Source organism: Mycobacterium sp. RTGN5 (genome assembly GCF_033804465.1).
In the GTDB taxonomy this organism is placed as follows: Bacteria; Actinomycetota; Actinomycetes; order Mycobacteriales; family Mycobacteriaceae; genus Mycobacterium.
On record NZ_JAPZLA010000004.1, the window covers coordinates 163871 to 188569 of the forward strand.

Annotated in this window: 29 protein-coding genes; 17 read left to right on the forward strand and 12 right to left on the reverse strand. The window is 64.6% G+C overall.

Going from position 1 to position 24699, the window contains the following annotated elements:
- Positions 1-65: 65 nt before the first annotated feature.
- Positions 66-968, reverse strand: a complete 903-nt coding sequence (locus tag SLQ31_RS20935) for a LysR family transcriptional regulator ArgP (protein WP_319436238.1) — start codon at positions 966-968, stop codon at positions 66-68.
- Here SLQ31_RS20935 and SLQ31_RS20940 point away from each other — a divergent pair.
- Positions 867-1073: a hypothetical protein gene (locus SLQ31_RS20940; protein ID WP_319435971.1), complete on the forward strand. Its 207-nt coding sequence runs from the start codon at positions 867-869 to the stop codon at positions 1071-1073. The genes SLQ31_RS20935 and SLQ31_RS20940 overlap by 102 nt on opposite strands.
- On the opposite strand, the gene SLQ31_RS20945 is transcribed toward SLQ31_RS20940, so the two are convergent.
- Complete coding sequence (locus tag SLQ31_RS20945) at positions 1058-2308, reverse strand: cytochrome P450 (RefSeq protein WP_319435972.1); 1251 nt, start codon at positions 2306-2308, stop codon at positions 1058-1060. The two genes, SLQ31_RS20940 and SLQ31_RS20945, sit on opposite strands and share 16 nt — an antisense overlap.
- A gap of 74 nt (positions 2309-2382) precedes the next feature.
- Here SLQ31_RS20945 and SLQ31_RS20950 point away from each other — a divergent pair, with 74 nt between their 5' ends.
- The 3 genes from SLQ31_RS20950 (at position 2383) to SLQ31_RS20960 (ending at position 4114) form a co-directional block, all read left to right on the forward strand.
- A complete protein-coding gene (locus tag SLQ31_RS20950; protein WP_319435973.1) occupies positions 2383-2991 on the forward strand; it encodes a TetR/AcrR family transcriptional regulator in 609 nt (202 codons plus the stop codon).
- Complete coding sequence (locus SLQ31_RS20955; RefSeq protein ID WP_319435974.1) at positions 2991-3794, forward strand: siderophore-interacting protein; 804 nt, start codon at positions 2991-2993, stop codon at positions 3792-3794. Before SLQ31_RS20950 ends, SLQ31_RS20955 begins: the two co-directional genes overlap by 1 nt.
- Positions 3795-3868: 74 nt before the next feature.
- Positions 3869-4114, forward strand: coding sequence for a hypothetical protein (locus SLQ31_RS20960; protein WP_319435975.1), 246 nt, complete (start codon positions 3869-3871; stop codon positions 4112-4114).
- Positions 4115-4167: 53 nt separating this feature from the next.
- Here SLQ31_RS20960 and SLQ31_RS20965 read toward each other — a convergent pair whose 3' ends face one another.
- The 9 genes from SLQ31_RS20965 to SLQ31_RS21005 all read right to left on the reverse strand — a co-directional run bounded on the left by SLQ31_RS20965 (position 4168) and on the right by SLQ31_RS21005 (position 12276).
- Positions 4168-4860, reverse strand: a complete 693-nt coding sequence (locus SLQ31_RS20965; protein WP_319435976.1) for a type 1 glutamine amidotransferase domain-containing protein — start codon at positions 4858-4860, stop codon at positions 4168-4170.
- A gap of 404 nt (positions 4861-5264) precedes the next feature.
- Positions 5265-6041, reverse strand: coding sequence for an SDR family NAD(P)-dependent oxidoreductase (locus SLQ31_RS20970; RefSeq protein WP_319435977.1), 777 nt, complete (start codon positions 6039-6041; stop codon positions 5265-5267).
- A gap of 44 nt (positions 6042-6085) precedes the next feature.
- Complete coding sequence (locus SLQ31_RS20975) at positions 6086-6919, reverse strand: enoyl-CoA hydratase/isomerase family protein (RefSeq protein WP_319435978.1); 834 nt, start codon at positions 6917-6919, stop codon at positions 6086-6088.
- Positions 6916-7809: a TIGR03619 family F420-dependent LLM class oxidoreductase gene (locus SLQ31_RS20980; RefSeq protein WP_174400789.1), complete on the reverse strand. Its 894-nt coding sequence runs from the start codon at positions 7807-7809 to the stop codon at positions 6916-6918. Before SLQ31_RS20980 ends, SLQ31_RS20975 begins: the two co-directional genes overlap by 4 nt.
- Positions 7809-8261, reverse strand: coding sequence for a nuclear transport factor 2 family protein (locus SLQ31_RS20985; RefSeq protein ID WP_319436240.1), 453 nt, complete (start codon positions 8259-8261; stop codon positions 7809-7811). The genes SLQ31_RS20980 and SLQ31_RS20985 overlap by 1 nt, the downstream gene beginning before the upstream one ends.
- A 14-nt stretch (positions 8262-8275) precedes the next feature.
- Entirely contained in the window at positions 8276-9772 is a 1497-nt protein-coding gene (locus tag SLQ31_RS20990; RefSeq protein ID WP_319435979.1) for an aldehyde dehydrogenase family protein, read from the reverse strand.
- Between the two features lie 108 nt (positions 9773-9880).
- Positions 9881-10345: a hypothetical protein gene (locus tag SLQ31_RS20995; RefSeq protein ID WP_319435980.1), complete on the reverse strand. Its 465-nt coding sequence runs from the start codon at positions 10343-10345 to the stop codon at positions 9881-9883.
- Positions 10342-10866 (reverse strand): hypothetical protein, encoded by a 525-nt coding sequence (locus SLQ31_RS21000; RefSeq protein ID WP_319435981.1) that lies wholly within the window; start codon positions 10864-10866, stop codon positions 10342-10344. The genes SLQ31_RS20995 and SLQ31_RS21000 overlap by 4 nt, the downstream gene beginning before the upstream one ends.
- A 39-nt stretch (positions 10867-10905) precedes the next feature.
- On the reverse strand, positions 10906-12276 hold the full coding sequence (locus SLQ31_RS21005) for an aromatic ring-hydroxylating dioxygenase subunit alpha (protein WP_319435982.1): 1371 nt from the start codon (positions 12274-12276) through the stop codon (positions 10906-10908).
- 205 nt (positions 12277-12481) lie between these two features.
- Between SLQ31_RS21005 and SLQ31_RS21010 the strand changes: the two genes are divergently transcribed.
- The 11 genes from SLQ31_RS21010 to SLQ31_RS21060 all read left to right on the forward strand — a co-directional run bounded on the left by SLQ31_RS21010 (position 12482) and on the right by SLQ31_RS21060 (position 22435).
- Entirely contained in the window at positions 12482-13075 is a 594-nt protein-coding gene (locus SLQ31_RS21010) for a hypothetical protein (RefSeq protein WP_319435983.1), read from the forward strand.
- A complete protein-coding gene (locus SLQ31_RS21015; protein ID WP_319435984.1) occupies positions 13068-13667 on the forward strand; it encodes a helix-turn-helix domain-containing protein in 600 nt (199 codons plus the stop codon). Before SLQ31_RS21010 ends, SLQ31_RS21015 begins: the two co-directional genes overlap by 8 nt.
- A gap of 148 nt (positions 13668-13815) precedes the next feature.
- Complete coding sequence (locus tag SLQ31_RS21020) at positions 13816-14415, forward strand: LysE/ArgO family amino acid transporter (RefSeq protein ID WP_319435985.1); 600 nt, start codon at positions 13816-13818, stop codon at positions 14413-14415.
- Positions 14416-14424: 9 nt separating this feature from the next.
- Positions 14425-15411, forward strand: a complete 987-nt coding sequence (locus tag SLQ31_RS21025) for an ABC transporter substrate-binding protein (RefSeq protein WP_319435986.1) — start codon at positions 14425-14427, stop codon at positions 15409-15411.
- Positions 15412-15434: 23 nt separating this feature from the next.
- Positions 15435-16151 (forward strand): queuosine precursor transporter, encoded by a 717-nt coding sequence (locus SLQ31_RS21030; RefSeq protein WP_319435987.1) that lies wholly within the window; start codon positions 15435-15437, stop codon positions 16149-16151.
- Between the two features lie 90 nt (positions 16152-16241).
- Positions 16242-16904, forward strand: coding sequence for an allophanate hydrolase subunit 1 (locus SLQ31_RS21035; protein WP_319435988.1), 663 nt, complete (start codon positions 16242-16244; stop codon positions 16902-16904).
- A complete protein-coding gene (locus SLQ31_RS21040) occupies positions 16901-17794 on the forward strand; it encodes a 5-oxoprolinase/urea amidolyase family protein (protein ID WP_319435989.1) in 894 nt (297 codons plus the stop codon). Before SLQ31_RS21035 ends, SLQ31_RS21040 begins: the two co-directional genes overlap by 4 nt.
- Positions 17795-17804: 10 nt before the next feature.
- Positions 17805-18356, forward strand: a complete 552-nt coding sequence (locus tag SLQ31_RS21045) for a GNAT family N-acetyltransferase (protein WP_319435990.1) — start codon at positions 17805-17807, stop codon at positions 18354-18356.
- A gap of 235 nt (positions 18357-18591) precedes the next feature.
- Positions 18592-19080, forward strand: coding sequence for a MarR family transcriptional regulator (locus tag SLQ31_RS21050; RefSeq protein ID WP_319435991.1), 489 nt, complete (start codon positions 18592-18594; stop codon positions 19078-19080).
- A 14-nt stretch (positions 19081-19094) separates the two neighbouring features.
- The gene (locus SLQ31_RS21055) at positions 19095-19535 is read left to right on the forward strand and encodes an MmpS family transport accessory protein (protein WP_319435992.1); all 441 of its coding nucleotides are present in this window, start codon (positions 19095-19097) and stop codon (positions 19533-19535) included.
- Positions 19532-22435: an MMPL family transporter gene (locus SLQ31_RS21060; RefSeq protein WP_319435993.1), complete on the forward strand. Its 2904-nt coding sequence runs from the start codon at positions 19532-19534 to the stop codon at positions 22433-22435. The genes SLQ31_RS21055 and SLQ31_RS21060 overlap by 4 nt, the downstream gene beginning before the upstream one ends.
- Positions 22436-22524: 89 nt before the next feature.
- On the opposite strand, the gene SLQ31_RS21065 is transcribed toward SLQ31_RS21060, so the two are convergent.
- The gene (locus tag SLQ31_RS21065; RefSeq protein ID WP_319435994.1) at positions 22525-23286 is read right to left on the reverse strand and encodes an isocitrate lyase/phosphoenolpyruvate mutase family protein; all 762 of its coding nucleotides are present in this window, start codon (positions 23284-23286) and stop codon (positions 22525-22527) included.
- A 158-nt stretch (positions 23287-23444) separates the two neighbouring features.
- Between SLQ31_RS21065 and SLQ31_RS21070 the strand changes: the two genes are divergently transcribed.
- Together SLQ31_RS21070 and SLQ31_RS21075 are read left to right on the forward strand one after the other, a co-directional pair.
- A complete protein-coding gene (locus tag SLQ31_RS21070) occupies positions 23445-23741 on the forward strand; it encodes a hypothetical protein (protein WP_319435995.1) in 297 nt (98 codons plus the stop codon).
- Between the two features lie 68 nt (positions 23742-23809).
- Positions 23810-24646: a hypothetical protein gene (locus tag SLQ31_RS21075; protein WP_319435996.1), complete on the forward strand. Its 837-nt coding sequence runs from the start codon at positions 23810-23812 to the stop codon at positions 24644-24646.
- The last annotated feature ends 53 nt before the right edge of the window (positions 24647-24699 follow it).

A 24699-nucleotide genomic window follows, 5' to 3' on the forward strand; every position in this document is an offset into this window, starting at 1 on the left:
CGTTGTCCGATCCCGGAACAGTCACCGCGCCTTGCGCTTCGGCTGTGACTTTCCTGTGGATACGCTTACCGGCGGCGGCGCAGTTCTTCTGTCGCGGCCAGCACCGTGCTGGTGAGAGTCGCAAGCAGCGGACTCTCGAGCTTCCAGCACTGCCAGAACAGCGGAACATCAAGGTGGACATCGCAAACCTGGACGAAGGACCCGTCGGCCAGGGCCGAGGCGGCCGATTGCTCCGGATACATTCCCCAGCCCAGTCCGGCGCGCACCGCCGCACCGAACCCCTCCGCGGTCGGCACATAATGGACCTGCCGGTCGATCGCACGACGAAAGACCTTCCGCACCAACATGTCCTGGAGCGCGTCGTCGCGGTTCCACGCCAGTGACGGCGCAAGCGCCACCGCGTCGGCGGTGAAACCGCCTGGTAGATGGCGCTTCACGTAGTCGCTGCTGGCCACGGGCAGATACCGCATCACGCCAAGAGGGTGCACCCGGCAGCCCGGCACCGGTGTGCGCTCGGTGGTGACCGCGCCCATCACCACCCCTTCGCGCAACAGCCGGGCGGAATGGTCCTGGTCCTCGATGCGAATGTCGAGCAACACATCAGACAGCTGCGGGAGCACGCCGGCGAACCACGTCGCCATCGAATCCGCGTTGACCGCCATCGCGATCCGCGGCCGCGGCGCGGAGTGACCACCACCGGTCATCTCGGCGATGGCCTCCGCCTCCAGCATCGCGTTCTGAGCGGCCAGCCGCAGCAGCGGTTTCCCGGCCGCTGTTGGGAAGCAAGGCTTTCCGCGAACCAGCAGCACCTGGCCCACATATTTCTCCAGCGCCTTGATGCGCTGGCTCACCGCCGACGGCGTCACATGCAGTTGTTCGGCGGCCGCCTCGAAACTGCCGAGCTCGACTATCGCGGCGAAGGCCGCGAGCTGGCCCGCGTCCAGACGGGCTTCACCGGGCGCGCTCAGGTCCGCCTCCCTCTCACTTCTGACTCACCGGCATTATCGCCGGTGGCGTTGGCCGCCGAGGCGCAATCGCCCGAGAGAGTCCGTCGACCCTACTTCAACGAGTAGCGGATCGGCAGGTGCTTGACCCCGCCGACGAACGTCGTGGCGGACAGCTCCGGGTCGCCGGCCAGCTCGATGGTGTTGATCCGCGGGACGAGCTCGGAGAAGAAGCTGTGCATTTCCATCCGGGCCAGGGCGGCACCCAGGCAGAAGTGCACGCCGTAGCCGAAGGACAGATGTTTGTTGGGGTCGCGGCCGACATCGAAGCGCATCGGGTCGTCGAACACTTCGTCGTCGCGGTTGGCTGAAACATAGGACAGCAGAACCGATTCGCCCTTGGCGATCGGGACGCCGCGGACTTCGGTGTCGACTTGGGCGGTGCGCATGAACTCCTTGACCGGCGTCACGCAGCGGACCATCTCCTCGACCGCGGTGCCCATCAGGCCTGGATCCTTCTGGAGCCGGTGCAGTTCGGCGGGGTTGCGCACCAATTCCAATAGCCCACCGGCGATTCCGGCGCTGGTGGTGTCATGACCGGCGCTGGCGATGATGACGTAGTAGGAGGCGGTGTCCATATCGGACAGTGGCTGACCGTTGATGGTGGCGTTGGCGATCGCCGAGGTGAGGTCCTCGGTCGGATGCTCGCGGCGGGAGGCAGTCAACGCGGCGAAGTAGGTGAAGAAATCCAACAGCACCGCGATCATCGCGTCACTGGAGCCGCCGCGCTGCAATTCGGTGTCGTCGCCGCCGAACAGTTCCTGGGTGAGTTTGAGCATGCGGGGAAAGTCGGATTCCGGCAGGCCCAACAACGTCAGGATGACGTAGAGCGGATAGTTGACCGCGATCTCCGCAGAGAAGTCCAACTCGGGGCCACGTTCCACCATCTGGTCGACATACATCTTGGCCAGCTCGTCACAACGAGCCTTCAAGGCGCGCATGGCCTTCGGGCGAAACCAGTCCGCACCGATCTTGCGCATGTCGCGGTGGTGCGGATCGTCCATGTGGATCAGCGTGCTCAATCCGATCCCGGCCTCACGATCGGTGCGCAGCTTCTCGTCGAGTTCGGTCGCCACGAGTATCGGCCGGGGATCGTTGGTGAACAGATCATTCTGCCGCTCGATATCCATGACATCGGCGTGTTTGGTGATCGCCCAGAACGGCCGATAACCCTCGACGTCGACCCAGGACACCGGAGCGTGCGCGCGCAAATGGGCCAGCGCCGCATGCAATTGAGCTTCGTCGGCATACGACTGCGGGACGGCCAGCGCGCGTCCCGCGTCGTCCATGATCCGTGCGGTCATCAATACCTCCTTGGCATCTAGAACGATTTCGTTCTAGATTATGGTGTGCGCCACAGATGGGTCAAGATGTCGTCATGACTGTCGAGGGGCGCACCTACGGCGGCCTGAGTTCCCAACAGCGCTCGCAAGAGCGCCGCGAACGCCTGCACGATGCGGCGCGCGAACTGATCGGCGAAGTCGGTGTGGCGCCGCTGACCGTCGACTTGGTGTGCCAGCGGGCGAAACTGAGCAAGCGGTACTTCTACGCCGAGTTCGCCACGAAGGACGATCTGCTCGACGCCTGCGCCGACGATCTCTACGCCCGCCTGAGCAGCGCAATGGAAAACGTGCTGAAGACCGCTCCCCTGGCGGATCGGATCAATGGTGTGCTGCGCACCGTCGTGCATGCGTTGGCCTCCAGTACCGCTGACGCCCGCTTGTACATGGAGTCGCCGGGATTCCCGCGGCTGCGGCAGCGCCAACAACGTGTGGTGGGCGAATTCACCATGCGGATGGCCGCCGATGCCATGCCCTTCACCGGGCGGCCGAAGCCGTCGGTCGATCGGCTGTTGGGCACCCGGGCACTGGTGGCCGGCACCACGGAGCTCATCATCGCGTGGCTGCACGGTGACATCGACACCGACGAGGACGGGCTGGTGGCAACGGTGACGGCCATCGCCCTGGGGGCGGCCGGGGCGATCTGATGAGCTTCTCGTCCGCATCGGTTGTCGAGACACTGCAGGTGAGCCCGCGGCTGCGCCGGATCAGCCTGCGCATCGACGACCCTGAATCGCTCGCCATCCCGGCGGGCGGCGACTGCGCCGTCGGCGTCTACTTCGACCCGGCAACACCCGAAGAGGGCCGCACCTACTCCGTGCGCCGTCACGACGGCGACCGAATCGACCTCGACATCGTGCTGCACACCGGGGGCCGCGGTAGCACCTGGGCGCAGGCCGCCACCGCCGGGGACCGCATCGGCCTCGATCACGCCCGTTGCTGGTACCGGCCGCCGCGGGGCATCGCATGGCAGCTGCTCGTCACCGATCTGTCCGGGCTGCCTGCCACCGCCCGCATCGTCGAGGAAACGCCGCCCGCCGTCGCGACCACCGTCATCGTCGAGGCCACCGACCACCACGACCTGGACTACCTGCCCGCCCGCCCCGGCGTCACGGTCATTCCCAGCCTCGGTAGCGGCAACGGGGTCACGCCGAGCCGGCTGGCGGATCTGGTTCGACAGGCCGACGTTCCTGCGCACGGCTACTGCTGGTTCGCCGGTGAAGCCGCCGCATCGCGCGAGGTGCGTCGGTACTTGCGGGCCCAGGGCTGGACGATCGACCAGTACGACATCACCGGGTACTGGCGACTGGACTCCGCGGCCTGGGACGCCCGGTTCGCCCTGGTCGGCGACGAGGCCGTAGAGGTCTACCAGCGGGCGATCGCCGCGGGCAGGGGCGACAAGGTGGCCTCCGAGGAGTTCGACGACGCACTGGACCGGGTCGGGCTCTAATCGACCCCGGGACCTGGGCATACGGTAGCCGCGTCGTTCTTCATTTGTGATGTGCATCACCTATACTCCGAATGATGAGCCAGGTCACACCCGGAGGTGTTTCGATGATCGGCATGGAACGTTCGAGAAGGTCGACAGTCGTGCCGCTCTCGTCCGGCGCGATCAATCCGCACCGGGGCCTGATGGGTTTCCTGATGGTCGCCATCTTCATCGCCGCCGTGGTCGGCGTCGTGGTGGCGCTGTCAATGGGTCATGCGGCGTTCGTGTTGAGCATCGTGCTCATCGCGTTCGGGCTGATCGCCGCGGCCGCTATCTGCTGACGCCCGCGCTCCGCGCGGGATCCTCGATGAAAGTCGTTGTCGAGCAGTAGATTTCAGCCGAGCGCGGCAAGTACCTGCTGGGCCAGCGGCGCTGCGGACGCGGGGTTCTGCCCGGTGAACAAATTGCGGTCGACGACGGTATAGGGCTGCCACATCTCCCCGCGGCTGAAGTCGACACCAAGCTTGATCAGTTCGTCTTCGGCAGTCCAGCGAGCCTTCGCACGCAGGCCGACCGCGTCTTCCTCGTCGTTGGTGTAGGCCGTGACGCGATACCCGGCAAAGGGTGAGACCCCATGCTTGCGGGTGGCCATGATGGCCACCGGCGCATGGCACACGATGGCCAACGGCTTACCCGACGCCAGTGCAGCGGTCAGAAGCCGACCGGAGTCGGCGTCTTGCCATAGGTCTTCCATCGGCCCATGGCCGCCGGGGTAGTAGACGGCGTCGTAATCATCGAGGCGCGCGTCGGCCAATTCGATCGGGCGGCGCAGCTCTTCGGCCGACTTCAGGATCTCCTCCAAGTCGAGGGCGATCTGTGCACTTCCGGCCATCGCCGGCCGCAGGCTCATCACATCCACGTGGGGAACAACGCCATTGGGCGTGGCGACCACGACCTCGTGCCCGGCGCCGGTGATCGCGCTGTACGGGGCAGCGAACTCCTCGGCCCAGTAGCCGGTCGGATGTCGCGTCCCGTCCCGAAGGGTCCAATAGCTGGCCCCGGTCACGACAAAGAGAAGTTTGGCCATTCGACTGCCCCGTCTGTTGAGCGACGAGCAAATCGTACCTGCGGGCAGACTTGTAGGTTCTCGCTCGTCATGACGGATGACGATGGCTCTAGCGGCTAGTTTGCAGAATTCTCATCGGCATGGTGGACGTGTTTTTCTCATCTTTATGGCGGATCCTAGAATCGCACGGTCGTTCAGGATTGCCCCGGATCTAGTTGACTTGTGGGGCGTGAATTCAGCCGACGTGCTGCCGATCGCGTTGACGGGACTCCGTTTCCGTACAGATCACCCGCGAGACCGCTGACGCGACTGTGCCGTGCAACCGGACAGCTCCACCGTCGGAATTCGTGAACTCAAATGGAACGGCGGCTCGGCGCAATGACTACCGGCTAATCGGATCCCACCCGGCACTCTGGCGAGTCTCCTCACTGGCTGACGGAGAATCCTCCGTCTACTGCGAGCACCTGGTTCGTGATGGGACGCGCCGCAGGTGAAGCGAAAAACAATACGGCAGCGCCGATTTCGTCTGGGGATTGGAAGCCGAAGGGTGTCTTGCGCGTCGCAGGGCCGTCGCTGGCCGGGCCTTTGGCGTTGATTGCGCCTGGGGTGATAACCGCACCGGGAAGGATCGTGTTGACCGTGATTGCGTGCTCGGCCAGTTCGAACGCGGAGGCGAGGCTCAGCGCGACCAGCGCTCCCTTGGACGATGCGTAGGAAGTGAGGCCTTTGATCAGGCCACCACGCAGCGCGTTTGAGGCGATGTTCACGATCCTGCCGCCCAATCCGGCCGCCACCATCACCCGCGCCGTTTCGCGTGTCATCAGGAAAGCGCCGCGCGCGTTGACGTCATGGATGCGATCCCATTCTGAGGCGGATGCCTCCAAGAGGGGTTCACGGTCCTGCAGCGCCGCGTTGTTCACCAATAACCATGGCGGTCCATAGGCTTGGTGGATATGCGCGCACGCCTCAACGATTGACGTCTCGTCAGCGAGATCCACAGCGACTGCGACGGCGCGATGTCCTGCGGCGACGATGGCGGCGGCTTGGCGCCCGGCCTCGGTTTGGTCACGGTCGGCGAGAACTACCGTCGCGCCGGCTGACGCGAGCACACGCGCAATCCCCAGGCCGATGCCGGCGGCCGCCCCAGTGATGATCGCGATCCTCCCCGAGAGGCCGAACAGGTCGTCGAGGCCTTCTGGCATTGATGCTGCTTCCGTTTCTGACGACAGGAGTCGGTGGGCTGACATCAGAGGCGCTCGTCGAGCCGCAAGGCTGGGTGGACCCAGCTCGGCGAGCGCCGCTCCTTGAAGGCCGAGAAGCCTTCGATCGACTCAGGTGCGCCGAGGCTGGCCTGCATGCCGATGCGGTCGTACAGGCCGATGTAGTTGTCCAGGCTCGATTTGATGGTTCCACGGGCGTGCGGCGCGGTCCGACAGCACTGGGCCAGCACCTCCCGCGCCGCGCCGGGCAGGTCGTCGTGCGGGACGACACGGGCAATCAGGCCCCAGTCCAGGGCCTCCTGGGCCGACAGGGTGCGGCCGGTGAACATCAGGTCTCTGGTCCGGACCGGTCCGATGAGCCGGGCCAGCATGTGGCTGTAATAGGTGTCAGCGATCCCGCGGTACAGCTCGGGCACCCGGAACCTCGCTCGGTCGCTGACCACGGCCATATCGGCGCACAAGGCGATCTGCATGCCGCCGCCCTGACAGAGGCCGTTGACCGCGGCCACAACGGGTTTGGCCGACTGGCGCAACGTGTCGAACGGGAGTGCATCCATGCCCAATGCGGAACCGAACGTCAACCAGTTGTCTTCGCCGCCACCTCCCATGTCGCCTCCGGGCGCGAAAACGTCGGCGGTGCCGGTGATGATCAGGCCCGCGAGGTCCGGATCGGACGCCACGTGGTTGACCGCGTACTTGATGCCGAAGTACATCGCCGGCGTCATCGCATTGCGCGCCTCGGGCCGGTCGAGTGTGCACACCCCGAAGGGACCCTCTCGCTCGAATCGCAAGAACTTCGTGCCCAGCCAATCCCCCTCCGGGGGCCGCGGGTCTTGTTTCCTGGCAGCGGATTCGGTCATCGCGACATCTTGGCGAGGATGGTGTCGGCGAACCGTTCGATGGGTGCGCGATAGCGGTCGGCGGTCAACTTGAACCCGTCGTGAGAACCGGACGCGACATCGTCGGCCATCGCCCACGGGCTACACATAACCGCGGTCACGCCGATATCCTCGGCCCGTCGGAACATGTCCGCCGACGGCACGTCGCGTATCGCGAGCATGATCTCGAACGGCGCGTCGGTGCGCCCGTAGGAGCGCCGAAGTGTGTTGAGGGTGGTGACCTTTTCTTCAGCGTCCTCCCAGGTGTAGGCGTTGCCGACCCAACCGTCGCACAACCGCGCTGCGCGACGCAGCGCCGCTTCGGATTCGCCACCGCACATTATCGGTACCGCCTTCGCCGGATGGGGCTCCAACATCAATTCCGGTATCTGGTAATGCTTTCCGCTCCACGCCACCCAGCCTCCGCGCCACAGGTGGGGTAGCGCCACGATCATCTCGTCGAGTCGTTTACCACGGGTGGCGAAGTCTTGGCCCATCAGCTCGAACTCTTCGCGCATCCATCCGGCACCGACGGTGAGGGTGACTCGGTCGCCGGAGATGACCGCTGCGGTCGCTACCTGCTTGGCAACCTCCAGTAGGGGTCGGGCCGGAGCGATGTAGACAGCATTGGTGAACTTGATCGAAGTGGTCACCGCGGCCATTGCACCGATGAGGACCCAGGAGTCGGGCCAGGCTGTCTCGGGTGTCCACATCGGCTTTCCGGTTGGCGACGGATACGGCGAGGACAGGTTCCGTGGGTAGATCATGTGGTCGGAAACGACGATCCCGTCGAAGCCGGCCTCATCGAGCATGCGTGCTACGGGTACGGCTTCGGCGGTGTGCATGAACGCGGTGCCGGTCCAGATTTGCATCAACGTCCTGACGTTGGCGGATTGAGGTCGGGGCGGTTGATGAACCACACGTTGTCCTCGCGCAGATGTCTGCTACACCAACCCACATCCGTGCGAACCAGATCGTGTAGGTAATAGCCGCCGCAGGAACTCTGCTCAACCATGCCCGGCAACAGCATCGGGTTGTAGAACATCGCCCGCGCCCGCGCAGTGTCGCCCCGCCCGTCGTCGAACTCGATCTCGATGTTGGTGATGTAGTGCATGGTCCACGGGATTGCGGTGAACGCCTGATTGAACATCTCGGCGATCTGGTCGCGCGAGCCGACCGGGATTCCCGCCGAGGAGTAGTCGAGGACGGCATCGTCGGTGAACACTGAGCGGTACAGGTCCCAGTCTTTGGTGTCGACCGCGCGTGCGTACCTATGCAGCAGCGCGCTGATTTCGAGTTGATCGCTGAGGCGCTGCGCATTCATCACTGCCGGTGGAGTCATGACGCCGCCGTATCGGGCATGCCGATGGTCTTGGCGTCGAGGTATTCCTTGTAGCCCTCTTCGCCGTTGCGATAGCCCAGCCCGCTCTGTTTGGTGCCGCCGAACGGACTGCCGATGCCGAAGTGGCTCTTGCCGTTGATGGTCACGTTGCCCGTGCGCATCCGGGTCGCGACCGCGAACGCCCGATCGAGGTCGCCACCACTGACTTCGCCGGAGAGCCCGTAGATGCTGTTGTTCGCGATTGCGACGGCCTCGTCATCGGTGTCGTACGGGGTGACCGTCAGCACCGGTCCGAAGATCTCCTCCTGCGCGATCTGAGAATTCGGATCGACATCGGCCAGCAGCGTCGGCTGCGTGTAGTACCCCACCGGGAAGTTCTCCGGGACCCCACCACCGGTGATCAGCCGGGCGCCGGAGTCGACACCGCTGTTGATCAATCCCAGCACCTTCTGGCGCTGGCCTTCGCTGATCTGGGGGCCCTGCATGTTGCCCGGCGTCCACGGGTCACCGACCGGGAAACCGGCCATCATGTTCTTCAGGATTTCAATGCCTTCGCCATAGCGGCTGCGCGGCAGCAGGATCCGGCTCGGCATGATGCAGGATTGGCCGCTCATCACACACGCCATCATCGCCGCCATCGGCAATGCGGAGTTGAAATCGGCGTCGTCGAGGACGATATGGGCGCTCTTGCCACCCAGCTCCAGCAGCGTCTTCTTCACCGTCGCCGCGCCCGCGGCCAGGATCGCCCGCCCGGTCGCGGTCGAGCCGGTAAAGGTGATCATGTCCACCCGAGGGTCGGCCGACAACGCCGCGCCCACCTCGTTCGCGTTGGACACGACGACGTTGAACACCCCGGCCGGGATGTCGGTCTCCTCGGCCACGATCCGGCCGTACTCGCTGCCCGACCACGGAGTCAGCTGCGCCGGCTTGAGGACCACGGTGTTACCCGCCATCAACGCCGGCACCGTCTCGGCGATATTCAGATAGAACGGCACATTCCACGGGGTGATCGCCCCGACCACCCCGACCGGCTCGTAGTGGATCTTGCGCCGCGCCGGCCCCAGCGGAGTGTCATGGACACCGTTGTCGGCCAGGTACTGGAAGTTCTTGCCGTGCTCGGCCCAGTGCCTGACCTCCTCGATCGGGCTCTCGATCTGACTGCCGCTGACAGACACCGGACACCCCACCTCGGTGATCAACACCCGGCGCAGCCGCTCCTTGTTGCGCTCCAACGCCTCATGCAGCTGCATCAGGCAGTGATAGCGAAAGTCCAGATCACGTGACCAGTCGGTCTCATCGAAGGCGCGCCGCGCGGCGCCGACAGCGCGGGTCATGTCCTCGACCGTGCCATCGGTCGCCTGCCCGGCGACCTGCTCGCTGGCCGGATGGATCACATCGAAAGTCGCTCCGCTACCGGTCAATTGCAGCTCACCATCGATGAGCATCCGCTCATCACCGGCCAATACGCCGGTGTCGTCCTGCACGCTTGTCACTGTGGCTCACTCCTGTTGGTGGTGGGGTTCAAGGTCGGCTCGGGTAGCGGTGCACTGCCGGCAGGCCGTCCAGGTCCGTACCGCTGGGGGTGGTTGTGTGCGGCTGGGTCACTCTGCGGCCCCGGCGCTTTCGAAGTTCGGCACGCTGCCCGTGTTGGGCAATTCCATCTGCAGATAGACGGCGATTCGCCGAAGTTTGTCGTCGGCGTTGAATTCGTAGACCGACACGGTGTTGACCACGCTGTTGAAATCGCCTATGCGACTCCGTTCCTCCAGCTCGAGGAACACCAAATCCGCTGTCTCGGTGATCCGTTGGAACGAGCAGTCCCAGTCCGCTGACACCGCCCAGTTCGTCAGGAATGCCGCGTACTCAGCCCAGTTCATCACCTCTTTGAACGGGCCGACTCGAACGAACTCGTCGATGGCGATCAGTTCGGCCAACGGTGACCAGCTTTCGACAGTGAACCCCGGCTGTTTGGCAGACTCGACCAGCCGCTTGGTGATCTGGCTGTACTCCAGCACCGCCCGCGACCGTCCGCTGGTCTCGCCGATGACCTTGTCGATCGTCGTCACACCGTCACCCCCGCGGCGGCAAGTGTCCGCTCCAGGGCCTCGACGTACTCGCCGGTGCCGTGGGACGGGCCGTGCACACCGATCGCGACATCGAGGAAGGCGTTGTACTCGTCATTGACGTGGGTCTCCCACCGCGTGAGCTCACCCTCGTCGTTCGTCTGCACGAAGCTGTACGAGTAGAAGCCCATTCTCACCCCCTCTTCGGTCTGCCCCTCCCACCGTGTCTTCATGACCAGGCCGTTCGACGCCGGCCAGTAGTCGAACCCGGCCGGTTTCCAGTCCGGGAACTTCAGTGAGTACGCCTTGGCCTCCATGGTGGAGGCCTTGGCGGTGTCGGTGGGAAACTCGCTGAACGGAAACACCTGGTCTCCCGTGAAGTAGGGCGACACGTAGACGCCGTCGTCGGCGAATTTCCATGCGTCAGCGAAGGCTTCGCCGTCCTGCACGCCTTGGCGCAGATAGGCGTCGCGATACGCCTCGGCCATCCGGACGTGATGGGCAAGGCGTTGTTCGAGATTCATTCGGTCCTTCTTCCAGTGCCGACAGGGGATGGTGGGAGTTCAGCGGTGAGCGGCGTCGGCCATGAATCGGTCGACGACCGAGTGGAAGTGCGCGATGACGACTTCCTCCTTGACCAGCGTCATGTGGTTGAGCCCGTCGTTGCGCAGGCCCTTCTGCTGGCGAGGCATCTGCTCATAGTCCTGCTGGAGTGCCTCGAAATACTTGTGGCTCCCCGGTGTATCGACCACGATCGCCTCTGCCCGCACCGCGTCGCGAAACTCCTGCGGCAGATACATGTAGCTGGCCACATGCCAGATACAGCGGTTCGGGTCACCGTCGGGATGCGGCCTCGCCATGATGACGTGGCATTCGCCTGCACGCACGGTCATGAAGTAGTTGGGGAAAAGCACCCAGCCCTGGTTGTCGACCATCTGACTGTCGGTCAGGCCGCTGACATCGAGTCCCATGCCGGTCAGCACCTCACGGGTCGCTTGTTGCAGCAGGGTTCGGGCGGTGACGCCGTCCGGGAACGTCACGTTCCCGTCCGCGTCCTGATACGGCGCGATCAGTTCCTGGAAACGCGGAATGACCGCAACTGTCCCGGGGAAGGTCTCGGGCAGCGCCAGGATCCCCGCGACCTGATCCTGCACGCCGGCACCCACCACCTCGAACGGAGCCATTGCGGCGCTGTGCTTTTCGAAGAAACGGTATCGAGCGGTCTGCGGGTTGATGTGGAGTACCTGCAGCAACTGCGGATGGATGCCGTTGATGTGGTAGCCCTCTTCGAAGGCGTCCATGACGACTTTCCAGTTGCACTCAATGGCCTCGGTGACATCCATGACGGTGGTGAACATCTCGATGTTGTAGGGCTCGAGAAGGCTGACGACCTCCTCGCCGAGGTAGTCCCGCAGGGCCGAGGCCTCAGGGTCCGGGTTGAGGAAGATGAAACCCGCGAAGGTGTCGACCGACGCCTGGATGAGCGAGTTCTCGGTCTTGTCGATCGGGCCGGCGAGGTTCTCGCGCAGCATTCCCTTCAATCTGCCGTCGAGGTCGTAGGACCACAGGTGGTACTGGCAGAGGAATCCGCGCTTCGCGTTGCCGGTCTCGGTCGTGCACAGCGCGTTGCCGCGATGGCGGCAGGCGTTGACGAAACCCCGCAGGACGTCATCGTTTCCGCGAACGATGACGAAGGACTGGTCGAGGATCTCGTACTTCTTCCAGTCGCCGGGTTTGGGTAGGTCCTCGACGCGGCCCACGATCTGCCACGTCCGCTTCCAGATCGCTTCCCGCTCGCGTGTGGCGTACGCCGGACAGGTGTAGCGGTCGGTGGGGATCGTCATGTTGAACGTCCCGGACTGGACGTCATCCAATCCCAGGCCGAGACCCGAAGCCGGGTCGACCCATTCTCCGGGTCGGGTTGATGTTGGCATCAATGGAGTTCTCCTCAGTTGACGGTGGTCACGGAGTCGAGGGCGTGCGTCCCGACGAGAGCCGCCCGTCGAGCCCAGCCGAATGGCGCATTTCCCATCTCGGGGCGGCATGTGATCGGACTCACGATATACATGACTGTATTTCTGATGCAAGGGTGTATAAAAGTGTGCAGCGTCACACATCAGTAACTAGAGAGGGCCCACCGTGGCTTATCAACTCGACGTGGTCACCGCCGGGGTTGCGGAGGCGGTTCGTCGCGCCGGCGGACTGATGTTCGACCGAGGCCTGGCGGGGTGGAAGGTCAGAGTCGTCACCGATGACACGGCCCATAGTCGAGCGCTGCGCATCCTGGGCGCCCGCGCTGAGCCGCCGGTACATCTCGGGGACGCGCAGCTCTGGCCGGATCGAGTGGTTCGCACCCTGCTCCTACCGGTCGATCAGTTCACTGGCGATCCCCGATCCCTGCTGGCGGGGAGCATGAACACCGAGCCTCCAGCCGAACTTCTCCTCTGGGGACGGCACGTGGACGGTGAGCTGACGAGCCTCCTACACCCTGTGCGGTACGGAATTAGCTCGGCAGCAAGGAGATTCAAGGAAGAAGCGCTCCGCTGCGCTGACCTCGACGGCCCCGTCGAGCCCTGGGAGGAGTTCTGGGCGAGCAACATCCTCGACGAGCCCCCGTTCGGGCATCTCCGACTCGCAGAGCAGAGGTTGGAAGACGCCGAATCGTGGAACGCCGTTGCCGCGCACACTCGTGCGTCCCCAGCAAAAGTGGTGGGAGGATCCCCCCATGGCTGAACGATGGACCAAAGAACGTCGGATCGAACACACCCGCCAAATCCTGCTCGACGCCGCTGAGGAAGTCTTCGCCCGAAAGGGCCTCACTGGCGCGGCGCTCGAAGAGATTGCCGACGCCGCGGGATTCAGCCGCGGCATCATTTACTCCCAGTTCGGCGCGAAGGAGAAGCTGTTTCTGGCGGTCGTCGACCGCCAACGTCAGCGGTTCTTAGACGGCTTCGCCGAGGTGATGTCAGCCTTTCATCGCCGCAGTGACGTCGACCTCGACGAACTTGCACAACGATGGCGCGACCTGAGCAGCGGGACAGACCATGCGGCACTGGGATACGAGCTGAAGTTGTTCTTGCTACGCAACCCCGACGCGCGCGACCGAGTAGCCGCCCAACGGCTCGAAACCATCCGCGCCCTGGGCGAATTCATCAGTAAGAACGTCGCGCGAATCGGAGGCGCCCTGACGATCGATGCCGAAACACTGGCCCGTGTGATCCTGGCCGTCAACGATGGCATCACTCTCGACAGCCATATCGACGGCCAGGATCTCTACCGCCCCTATCTGCAGCTGGTGATGTCCGCCATCGAGGCTCCGCAATAACCGCAACCAGGCGTCTACGTGCTGGCCTCCACGCCGGGCTAACTGAGGAACCCGGACGATCGCAGCCGCCAATCGAGATTAGTCATACTTAACTGGGTGAAGAATCTTTAGCTGTACTGATTACGCCCTGTTGCCTACCGTCATTTCCATGACCTCGCCCCTGCTCGTCGGATTTCTGACGTCGTTCGCCCTGATCGCCGCGATCGGCGCGCAGAACGCGTTCGTGCTGCGTCAGGGCATCCGCCGTGAGCACGTCCTCGCGGTGGTCAGCGTGTGCGCGGTCTCCGACCTGTTGCTGATCACCGCCGGTATCGCCGGTATCGGCGCGGTGATCACCGCCCACCCCCAAACGGTCACCGTGGCCAAGATCGGGGGCGCGGGGTTTCTGTTCGTCTATGGCGCGCTCGCGGCCCGCCGGGCCATGAGACCGTCGAGCATGGCGCCGGCTGAGAAAGGCTCGGCCCGGCTGATCTCCGTCGTGCTGACCTGCCTGGCGATGACGTTTCTCAACCCGCATGTCTATCTGGACACCGTCGTGTTGCTCGGCACGCTGGCCAACCAGCACGCCGACAGCCGGTGGTTGTTCGGCGTCGGCGCGGTGACGGCCAGCGTGGTGTGGTTCTTCGGCCTCGGGTTCGGCGCGCGCCGGCTGTCGGGCCTGTTCGCTGCGCCGGTGACATGGCGGATTCTCGACGGCCTGATCGCTGCCACGATGATTGGGCTCGGCATCTCGCTGGTAGTGAGCTAATCTCGCGCCGTGAGGGCGCAGTGGACGAGGCGTGGGTTCCTGGGGGCCGCCGGGGCGGCGGGTGCGCTGCTTGCCGCGGCGTGTTCATCAGACGACTCGAGCTCTGACGCCACCCCCAAAACGGTGACGATCAAGCACCTCTTCGGCGAAACCACCATCCCGGCACTACCCAAACGCGTCGTGAGCGCCGGCTTCACCGAGCAGGACGATCTTCTCGCGGTCGGCGTCGTGCCCATCGCGGTGACCACCTGGTTCGGTGACCAACCGCTCGGGGTGTGGCCGTGGGCACTGTCCAAACTCGGATCCGCCCAGCCGGTTGTGCTCAACCTGGACAACGGGATTCAGGTGGATCAGATCGCCGCGCTCAAGCCCGATCTGATCGTGGCGGTCAACGCCGGCCTCGACGCCGACACCTACCAGAAGCTGTCGGCGATCGCGCCGACCATCGCCCAGTCGGGCGACGACGCCTTTTTCGAGCCGTGGAAGGACCAGGCCACCGCGGTGGGCACCGCGGTCTTCCAGGCCTCACAGATGAAGCAGTTGATCGCGGGCGTCGACAGCAAGTTCGCCGACGTGGCCAAGAACAACACTGCGTTCAAAGACAAAAAGGCGCTGCTGCTGGCCGGCAACTTCGTCGGCGACACCCTGAGCGCGACGCTGCCGGGGTGGCGCACCGATTTTCTGACCGCGATGGGCTTTCAGGTTCCTGACAGCATCAGCGCCTTCGCCGTCGACGATCACCGAGCTGCCATCCCCCGCGACAAACTCACCGACGCCCTCAACTCCGCCGACGTACTGATCTGGTCCACCGAGAGCGACGCCGATCAGGCTGCGCTGCTGGCCGATCCGGCCGTGGCCGCGCTGACGGCCACCAAGCCCAACCGCAACGTGTTCACCGGAAAGGACCTCGCCGGGGCGATCGCGTTCGCCTCGCCGCTGTCCTACCCGGTGGTGGCCGATCAACTGCCACCGCTGCTCTCCCGCGCGCTGAGCTGACCGGCCGTGCTTGGATAGCACCTGTGACGAGCAGTCCTGATACCGCGCGCGTAGACGCCCCGACCCCTGGATTCGCACAGGTCGGTTCGCGCTACTATCCGGGTCTCGTCGCCGTGTTCACCGCGCTGGTGATCATCTCCAACATCACCGCCACCAAGGGTGTCGCGTTCGGGCCTGTCATCGGAAACTGGTCGATCATCACCGACGGCGGATTCATCGTCTTCCCCCTGACCTACGTGATCGGCGATGTGCTCTCCGAGGTCTACGGGTTCAAGGCCGCTCGGCGGGCGATCATCCTCGGGTTCGCGATGAACATCCTGGCGGCGCTGGCGATGTGGGTGACGATCTACCTGCCGGCGGCCGACTTCTACACCAACCAGGAACATTTCGAGAACATCGTCCACGCCTACACCCAATTGATCGTGGCCGGGCTGGCCGGCTTCATCGTCGGCCAGACCATCAACGCCTGGACCGTCGTCAAGATCAAAGAGCGCACCAAGGAGAAGCACCTGTGGGCGCGGCTGGTCGGCTCCACCTTCGCCGGCCAACTCGGTGACACCCTGGTGTTCTGCAGCATCGCCGCGGGCGCCATCGGCATCAACACTTTCGGTGACTTCGTCACCTACACCGCGTTGGGATGGGTCTACAAGACCGCCGTCGAAGTGATCCTGCTGCCCGTCACCTATCGGGTCATCGCCCACATCAAACGCCACGAGCCCACGTACACCGAGCTGGTCTGACGCGCACGATATATATGAGATGCCTGGCGCAGCTCTGGCAGTGCTCGAAAACGCGGCGACCCAACCCGTCGGCGGATCTACCGTCGGTGAATGAGTGTGGCGACAGATCTCGTGGTGTCCAACACAATCCGTGACTACGGCGACCAGGGGTTGCTGCTCGAATGCGAGTCGACCGAGCAGGTGCTGGCGATCGCCGCGGCGCTGCGCACAGCACAGCTGCCCGGGGTGCTCGACATCGTGCCTGCGGCCCGCACCGTCCTGATAAAACTCGCCGATCCGCAGTCCCAGGGACCTACCCGGCAGCGACTCGCGCGACTGCACATCGACGCCACTGACCCCGACGATCGCCGAGGCACCGACGTCGACGTGGTGGTCGAGGTGGTCTACGACGGCGCCGACCTCGACGATGTCGCCGCACACACCGGCATGGACGTCGCAGCGGTGATCGAGGCGCACACCGCCACGCCATGGCGGGTCGGATTCGGCGGATTCGCACCGGGTTTCGCCTACCTCGTCGGCGGTGATCCCCGCCTGGTGGTGCCGCGGCGCAGCGACCCGCGCACCGCGGTGCCGGCCGGATCAGTGGGGCTGGCCGGCGAGTTCAGCGGCATCTATCCGCGCCAGTCGCCCGGTGGTTGGCAGCTGATCGGGCGCACCGATGCGGTGCTGTGGGATATCGACCGGCCTGAGCCCGCACTGCTGGAGCCCGGCATGTGGGTGCAGTTCCGGGCGATCACCGGGAGCCCGCAATGATCACGCTCGAGGTGTTGCGGACCGGACCGTTGGCTCTGCTCGAAGATCTCGGCCGGCCGGGGCTGGCCCACGTCGGTGTGACTCGCTCCGGGGCGGCCGACCGCCGAGCCCACCGGCTGGCCAATCGCCTGGTGGCCAACCCCGACGACCGCGCGACCGTCGAGGTCACCCTCGGTGGGTTCGCCGCGCGGGTCCACGGCGGCGATCTGGACGTCGCGGTGACGGGCGCCGACACCGATCCCGCTGTCAACGGAGTTCCGTTTGGCACCAACAGTATTCACCATGTCAGTGCTGGCGACGTGATATCGCTGGGCTCCCCGCATGCCGGGTTGCGCAGCTATCTCGCGGTACGCGGCGGCATCGCCATTGACCCCGTGCTGGGCTCGCGGAGTTACGACATCATGTCGGCGATCGGCCCGCGCCCGCTGCGCAGCGGTGACGTGCTGCCGGTGGGCGCGCACACCGAGGGGTACCCCGAACTCGACCAGGCCCCGGTGGCCGCCATCACCGGGGATCTGCTCGAGCTGCACGTGGTGCCCGGCCCCCGCGATGACTGGTTCACCGACCCCGACGCCCTCGTGCACACCGACTGGGTGGCCACCGACCGCAGCGACCGGGTGGGCATGCGGCTGGCCGGGCGTCCGCTCGCCTACCGCTGGCCCGACCGCCAGTTACCCAGTGAGGGCGCCACCCGCGGCGCGATCCAGGTGCCGCCCAATGGCCACCCTGTGATCCTGGGTCCCGACCACCCGGTCACCGGGGGTTATCCCGTCATCGGAGTGATCACCGATGCCGACACCGACAAGGTCGCCCAGATCAGACCGGGTCAGACGGTGCGGCTGCACTGGACCAGGCCTCGTATCGCAGCGGGGAGCTCCGCGGGCTGGTAGAGCTGGGGGTGTGCACGCGCAGGTCCACACCGCCCGGCTGGTTCACACCAGCGACCTGGACGCCGAAACCCGCCAGAACGCCCAGCAGATGGTCACCGAGGCGTTCGCCGAGTGGTCCGAATTCACCGACTCCGACTGGGAGCATGCCCTGGGCGGCATGCACGCCGTCATCGTTAATCGCGGCGTGCTGGTCGCGCACGCGGCCGTCGTACAGCGGCGGCTGCTCTACGCGGGCACGGCACTGCGGTGCGGCTATGTCGAAGGCGTCGCGGTGCACGAAGACTGGCGCGGACAAGGGCTCGCACACGCCGTGATGGATGCGATCGAGCAAGTGATCCGCGGTGCGTACGAGATCGGGGCACTGAGCTCGAGCCCGATCGGCGAAAAGATCTATCGCCCCCGCGGCTGGCTGCACTGGCAAGGGCCGACCTCGGTGCTGGGTCCCGGCGGGCCGACGCGCACCCCGGAGGACGACGGCTCGATCTTCGTCCTGCCGGTCGACCTCGAGATTGATGTGAAAGCCGGGCTGACCTGCGACTGGCGTGACGGCGACGTCTGGTAGCGACCGTCGAGATCGGGGTCGATAGATAGCCGACGGAATATAACGGGCTACTTCGGTTGTTGACCATTGCCCGCTCGGCTGCGGCTGGCGACTCTGGGGACTAGCTGCACCGCAACACCTTTGAGCCGTTCTGCGCTCAGGGTGCCCGCCGACCAGCAAACCTGGGAGGTCGCTGAGAGCCCGTTAAGCCCAGGCTGTGATTGCTGCTATATAGCGTGCGTGATATAGATACCGAGTGGGAAATGAGCTGACCGATCAGGACGTCAGCGAGTGCGTCGGCGATGCCCTCGACCAGGCAATGGACCTGACGATCCGGTTCCTCAGCGACCGCGCTGACCTGAGTGCATCCGCGGCATTCACGTTGAACCGGGTGTGTCGCGAAGGTCCGATTCGGTTGACAACACTGGCCGCCAAGGAAGGCGTCAGTCAGCCGTCGATGACCCAGCTGATCCAGCGGCTGGAACGCGCGGGACTGGTGACCAGGCTTGCCGACCCTGACGACGGCCGGGCCTGCCTGATCGCCATCACGGCCCAGGGGCAGACATTACTCGATGAGCGCAAGCGCATGCGCCGAGAACGACTGGCGGCGTTGATCGCAACGCTGACGGACGAGGAGCGGTCGACATTGTGGCTCTCGGCGCGGGTGGCGTTTCCGCTCATCAGCCGACTCGCCACCAATGCCGACTGCGCGACAGAGGCGGCCGCACCGCGGTCGACCCCTTGACGGAAGGTGTTCGGGTGAAAGCTATTCCGGTGGGTCGCGTGCTAAAACGCATCTGGATCCCGTTGGTGCTCATTGTCGTGCTAGCGGTGTCCGGGCTGGTCGTGTCGCGTCTGCACAAGATGTTCGCGTCGCAGGACCTGAACGCGGGCGCCGGGTCCGGCATCGAGATCGTTCAGTTCAATCCCAAGGTCATGGTCTACGACGTCTACGGCGCACCAGGGACCACCGCACTGATCAGTTACTTCGACCCGGAGGCCAAGGTGCACACCGTGAACGTCCCGCTGCCGTGGTCGATCACCCTGTCGACAACGTTGCCCGCCGTCAGCGCCAGTTTGATGGCACAGACCGATGGCGATCAGATTGGATGCCGCGTCACCGTGAACGGAACCGTCCGTGAGGAGCAATCGGCCGATGGCGTCAATGCCCAGACCTACTGCCTGGTGAAGTCCGCATGACCAACGCCGTCACCGCGCCCGAATCCCCCAGCAGGCCAAAGCGGCCCGTGTTCCCGCACATGATCCGGATCCTTGCGATACCGATCGTCCTGTTCTGGATCGCGGTCGCCGTCGGGGTGAACGTCGTCGCCCCCCAACTCGAGGTCGTCGGCGAGCTGCACTCCGCACCGATGGCGCCCGAAGACGCGCCGTCGATGAAGGCAATGAAGTTGATGGGCGCCAACTTCCAGGAGTTCAACACCAACAGCACGATCATGGTTGTAGTCGAGGGCCAGAAGCCGCTGGGCCCTGACGCCCATCAGTACTACGACGCGATCATCCGCAAGCTGCAGCAGGATCCCGAGCACATCCAGCACATCCAGGACTTCTGGGGTGACACACTCACGGCTGCCGGCGCCCAGAGTGCCGATGGCAAAGCGGCCTACGTGATGTTGAACCTCGCAGGCGAACAGGGCCAGACGCTGGCCAACGAGGGTGTCGATGCGGTCCGCAAGGTCATCGAGGAGACCCCGGCACCGCCCGGCGTGAAGGCCTACGTCGCCGGCCCCGCCGCGCTCACCGACGATCTGCACGTCATCGGCAATGCGAGCCTCGCCTTGATCACCCTGATCACCCTGGTGGCGATCGCGGGCATGCTGCTGGTCGTCTACCGCTCGATCCGAACCACCCTGATCCAGTTGTTTCTGACGTTCCTCGGGCTGCTGACCGCCCGCGGTGTGGTGTCAATTCTGGCCGTGCACGGCGCCTTTGGACTGACCACGTTCGCCGGCAACATCCTCACGATGCTGGCGATCGCCGCGGCCACCGACTACGGCATCTTCATCTTCGGCCGGTACCGCGAAGACCGCGGCATGGGACTGGACCGAGACGAGTCCTACTACGCCACCTTCAAATCCGTCGCGCCCGTCATCGTGGGATCTGGGCTGACGATCGCGGGCGCAACGTACTGCCTGAGCTTTGCGCGCCTGCCCTACTTCACCACCATGGGTGCGCCCGTCGCGATCGGCATGCTCGTGATCGTGGCCATCGCGGTCACGCTCGGTCCGGCCGTGCTCTACCTGGGCAGCCGTGTCGGGCTGTACGAGTCCAAGCGGCCTCCACAGAGCAGATTCTGGCGGCGCGTTGGCACCGCCGTCGTGCGTTGGCCGGCACCGATTTTCGTGGCGAGCCTGTTCGTGGTACTGATCGGCCTGGTGGCGATCCCCGGCTACAAGCCGGCCTACAACGACCAGTACTACCTACCCAAAGACGCGCCGGTCAATCAGGGCTTCGCGGCCGCCGACCGGCACTTCACGCAGGCCAGGATGAACCCCGACATCCTGATGGTCGAAGCCGACCATGACATGCGCAATCCCGCCGACATGCTGGTGCTGAACAAGATTGCCAGCAACGTCATGCACACCGAGGGTATTGCGATGGTGCAGAGCATCACCCGGCCACTGGGCATTCCGATCCAGCACAGCTCGATTCCGTTTCAGACGAGCGTGGCGGGGCAGACCACCAACATGAACCTGCCGTTCCAACGGGATCAGTTGGAAAATCAGCTCAAAACCGTTGACACGATGAATGTTTCGATCGATATCTTGGAGAAGCAGTACGCTCTCTCCGTCAAGCAGACCCAGCTCACCCAGGACTCGGCGGCCCGGTCACAGGATCTACTCGAGACCACCAAGGCGCTGCGCGACAACATCGCGAACTTCGACGACCAGTTCCGGCCCATGCGGAACTATTTCTACTGGGAACCGCACTGCTTCGACATCCCCCTGTGTGCCGCGGCGCGTTCGCTGTTCGACTCCCTCGACGGGATCGACCAGGTGACCGACAAAACCGAAGGGGTGCAAGGCAATACCGACCAGCTCGCGGCACTCGCTCCACAGCTGACGGCGCTGCTGCCCCAGACGATCGCGTCGATGAAGGTCAGCAGGGACCTGTCGCTGGCGTCGTACAACTCGCAGAAGGCCCTGCTCGATCAGATGCAAGCGACCAACGACACGGCGCTGGCGATTGGGGAGAGCTTCGATCAGGCCAAGAACGACGATCTCTTCTTCTTGCCGCCGGAAGCCTTCCAGAACCCGGACTTTGAGCGCGGCCTGAAGATGTTCCTCTCGCCGGACGGCAAGTCCACCCGGATGTTCATCACCCACGAGGGCGACCCGGCGACGGTCGACGGCATCGCCAGGGTCAATTCGGAACGCAAGGCCGCACAGGAGGCCTTGAAGATGTCCTCGCTGTCGAGCGCCAAGATTCATCTCGGCGGAGTCGCGGCGACCTACAAGGACATGTCCGACGGCGCGCGGTACGACCTGCTGATCGCCGTGATCTCGTCGCTGACGCTGATCTTCATGATCATGCTCATCCTGACCCGAAGCGCCGTCGCCGCGCTGGTGATCGTCGGCACAGCGGGCAGCTCGATCGCCGCATCGTTCGGCATCTCAGTGCTGATCTGGCAGGACCTGCTCGGGATTCAGGTGCAGTGGCTGGTCATGTTGATGTCCGTCATCATCCTGTTGGCGGTCGGTTCGGACTACAACCTGCTGCTGGTGTCCCGCTTCAAGGACGAGATCCACGCCGGCTTGAAGACCGGCATCATCCGCTCCATGGCCGGCACCGGTGGTGTGGTGACGTCGGCCGGCCTGGTGTTCGCCGCCACGATGGCGGGGATGATGATCAGCAAGCTGGTCGTACTGGCCCAGATGGGCTCGACGATCGCGATCGGCCTGCTGATCGACACCTTCATCGTGCGGTCCCTGCTGATGCCGTCGATCGCGGTCATGCTGGGCCGGTGGTTCTGGTGGCCGCAGGTGGTCTACCCACGGGGTGATAACCACTTCCTGCCACCGCGGCCGCGCAAGCGCCCCAGCGACGACGTGGACACCGCGGCACTGCCGGCGCAGGCCTAGACGCGCCGAACGTGGGGCTTGCCGTCGACTTTTCGAGGATCCTCAACGAGAACCCCCACGTTCGGCGTCTCAGGCCTAGCCGCTGGGAGCTAGCGCCAGCGGTCCAGGATCTCGTTGGCCCGCACCGACAGTGCCCGCTGCCAGAACGGCCCGAAGCTGATCCGCGCCACGCCAAGCGGCCCGAACGACGCCGGGTCGTCGGACTCCGGTATCGCGATCGCGTTGATCGGCAGCGAGAGCTCAGTGGTCAAGCGGCGCATCGTGTCTGGATCGTGGCGGCCGACCGGGTAGAGCACGTCGGCACCTGCCGCAGCGGCCTCGGCCAGCCGCGCGATGGCCCGGTCGACCCGATCGGCGTCGTCGCCGTCATTACGGATGAACAGATCGGTGCGGGCGTTGACGACCACGTGGACCCCGGCCTTGTCGGCGGCGGACCGCAACGACCCGACGAGTTCGGCGTGCTCGGCCGACGTCCGCAGCCGCTTGCCTTCGCTGTGCACGGTGTCCTCGATGTTCAGGCCGACCGCCCCGGCGCCGAGCAGTCCGTCGATCAGGCGCTCAGCCGACTGCGCGTAACCCGATTCGATGTCGACCGAGACCGGCACGTCCACGGCGGCGGTGATCTGGGCGACCCGCGCAACGACGTCGTCGAAACTCATGCCTTCTCCATCGGGCTTGCCGACCGAGTCGGCCAGCGGGTGGCTGCCGACGGTCAGTGCCGCGAAACCGGCTTCCACGGCCAGTGACGCTGACCAGGCGTCCCACACCGTCGGGAGCACCACCGGGTTTCCCGGCTGATGCAACGCCAACAACGCCTCAGCATGTTCGGCAAGACTGCTCACAGGAGTCACCTCTCCTCATTCCTTGTGGTTGATCGTTCCTCTGCGCGATGCAACACGGCTGTCGCAGCGCCATTCCCGACGTGACCTGTCTCACGTTGAGTTCTAAATGTGGCTAGCATCGATTGTCGTAATGTGATCCATGACACCTTCAGCCCAAGGAGGTCCCGTTGTCCACCACTACAGAATTGGCCGAACTTCACCATCTGATTGGCGGATTGCGGCGTTGCGTGACCTCGTTGAAGTCGCGATATGGCGACACTCCGGCAATGCGCCGAATCGTCAATGACGCCGAACGCATCCTCAATGACGTGGAACTTCTCGATATCGATGCCAATGAGCTTGCCCTAACCCAGCAAACGGCTGTGGTCTCCGGAGAGAAGATCGGAATTCCCGACACTCCCTACGACAGCACCTTCTGGCGCGACGTCGACGACGAAGGCGTTGGCGGCCACAATCGACGCTGACCCCGATTTAGCCGGGTGCCGTGATCTAGGTACCCTCCGATGAGTTTCTGCGAAGGGGATCACAGTAGATGAGCGCACCTGCGGGTAACCGCCCGGCGACCGGCGTCTTCTCACCCGGCCGTGCCCAGATACCGCAACGCACGCTGCGGACCGACAACTGGCTGAAGTCACCCATCGTCACCGACCTGGGTTTCGCCGCGTTCGTCATCTACGCGACGGTGCGTGCGTTCCAGCGGGACTACTTCTTCGTCCCGCAGTACCACTACCTGACGCCGTTCTACTCACCGTGCCTGAGCAAGGCATGCGGCGAGGCCAGCGACTTCTGGCCGCAGATCCTGCCCACGTCGGGCATCTTGTCGCTGCTGCCGTACGCCTTCCTGTCGCTGCCATTCCTGCTGCTGTTCCGGCTGACCTGCTATTACTACCGCGGCGCCTACTACCGCTCGGTGTGGCAGTCCCCGACCGCCTGCGCAGTGGCCGAGCCGCACGCGAAATACACTGGCGAGACGCGCATTCCGCTGATCATCCAGAACACCCACCGGTACTTCTTCTACATCGCCGGCGTCATCTCGCTGATCAACACCTACGACGCGATCGTCGCCTTCCATTCCGAGAGCGGCCCCGGTGGCTTCGGATTCGGCCTAGGCAACATCATTCTGGTCGGCAACGTGGTCATGCTGTGGATCTACACGATCTCCTGCCACTCCTGCCGCCACGTCGTCGGCGGCCGGCTCAAGCACTTCTCGAAGCACCCGGTGCGGTACTGGATCTGGACCCAGGTCAGCAGGCTCAACACCCGCCACAAGCTGTATGCCTGGATCACGCTGGGCACCCTGATGCTGACCGATTTCTACGTCATGCTGGTGGCCAGTGGCACCATCTCTGACCTGCGATTCGTCGGCTGACGCTGAGATCCATTGGCTGACAAGAACTTTCCGAACCATAGCTTGAGCGAGGT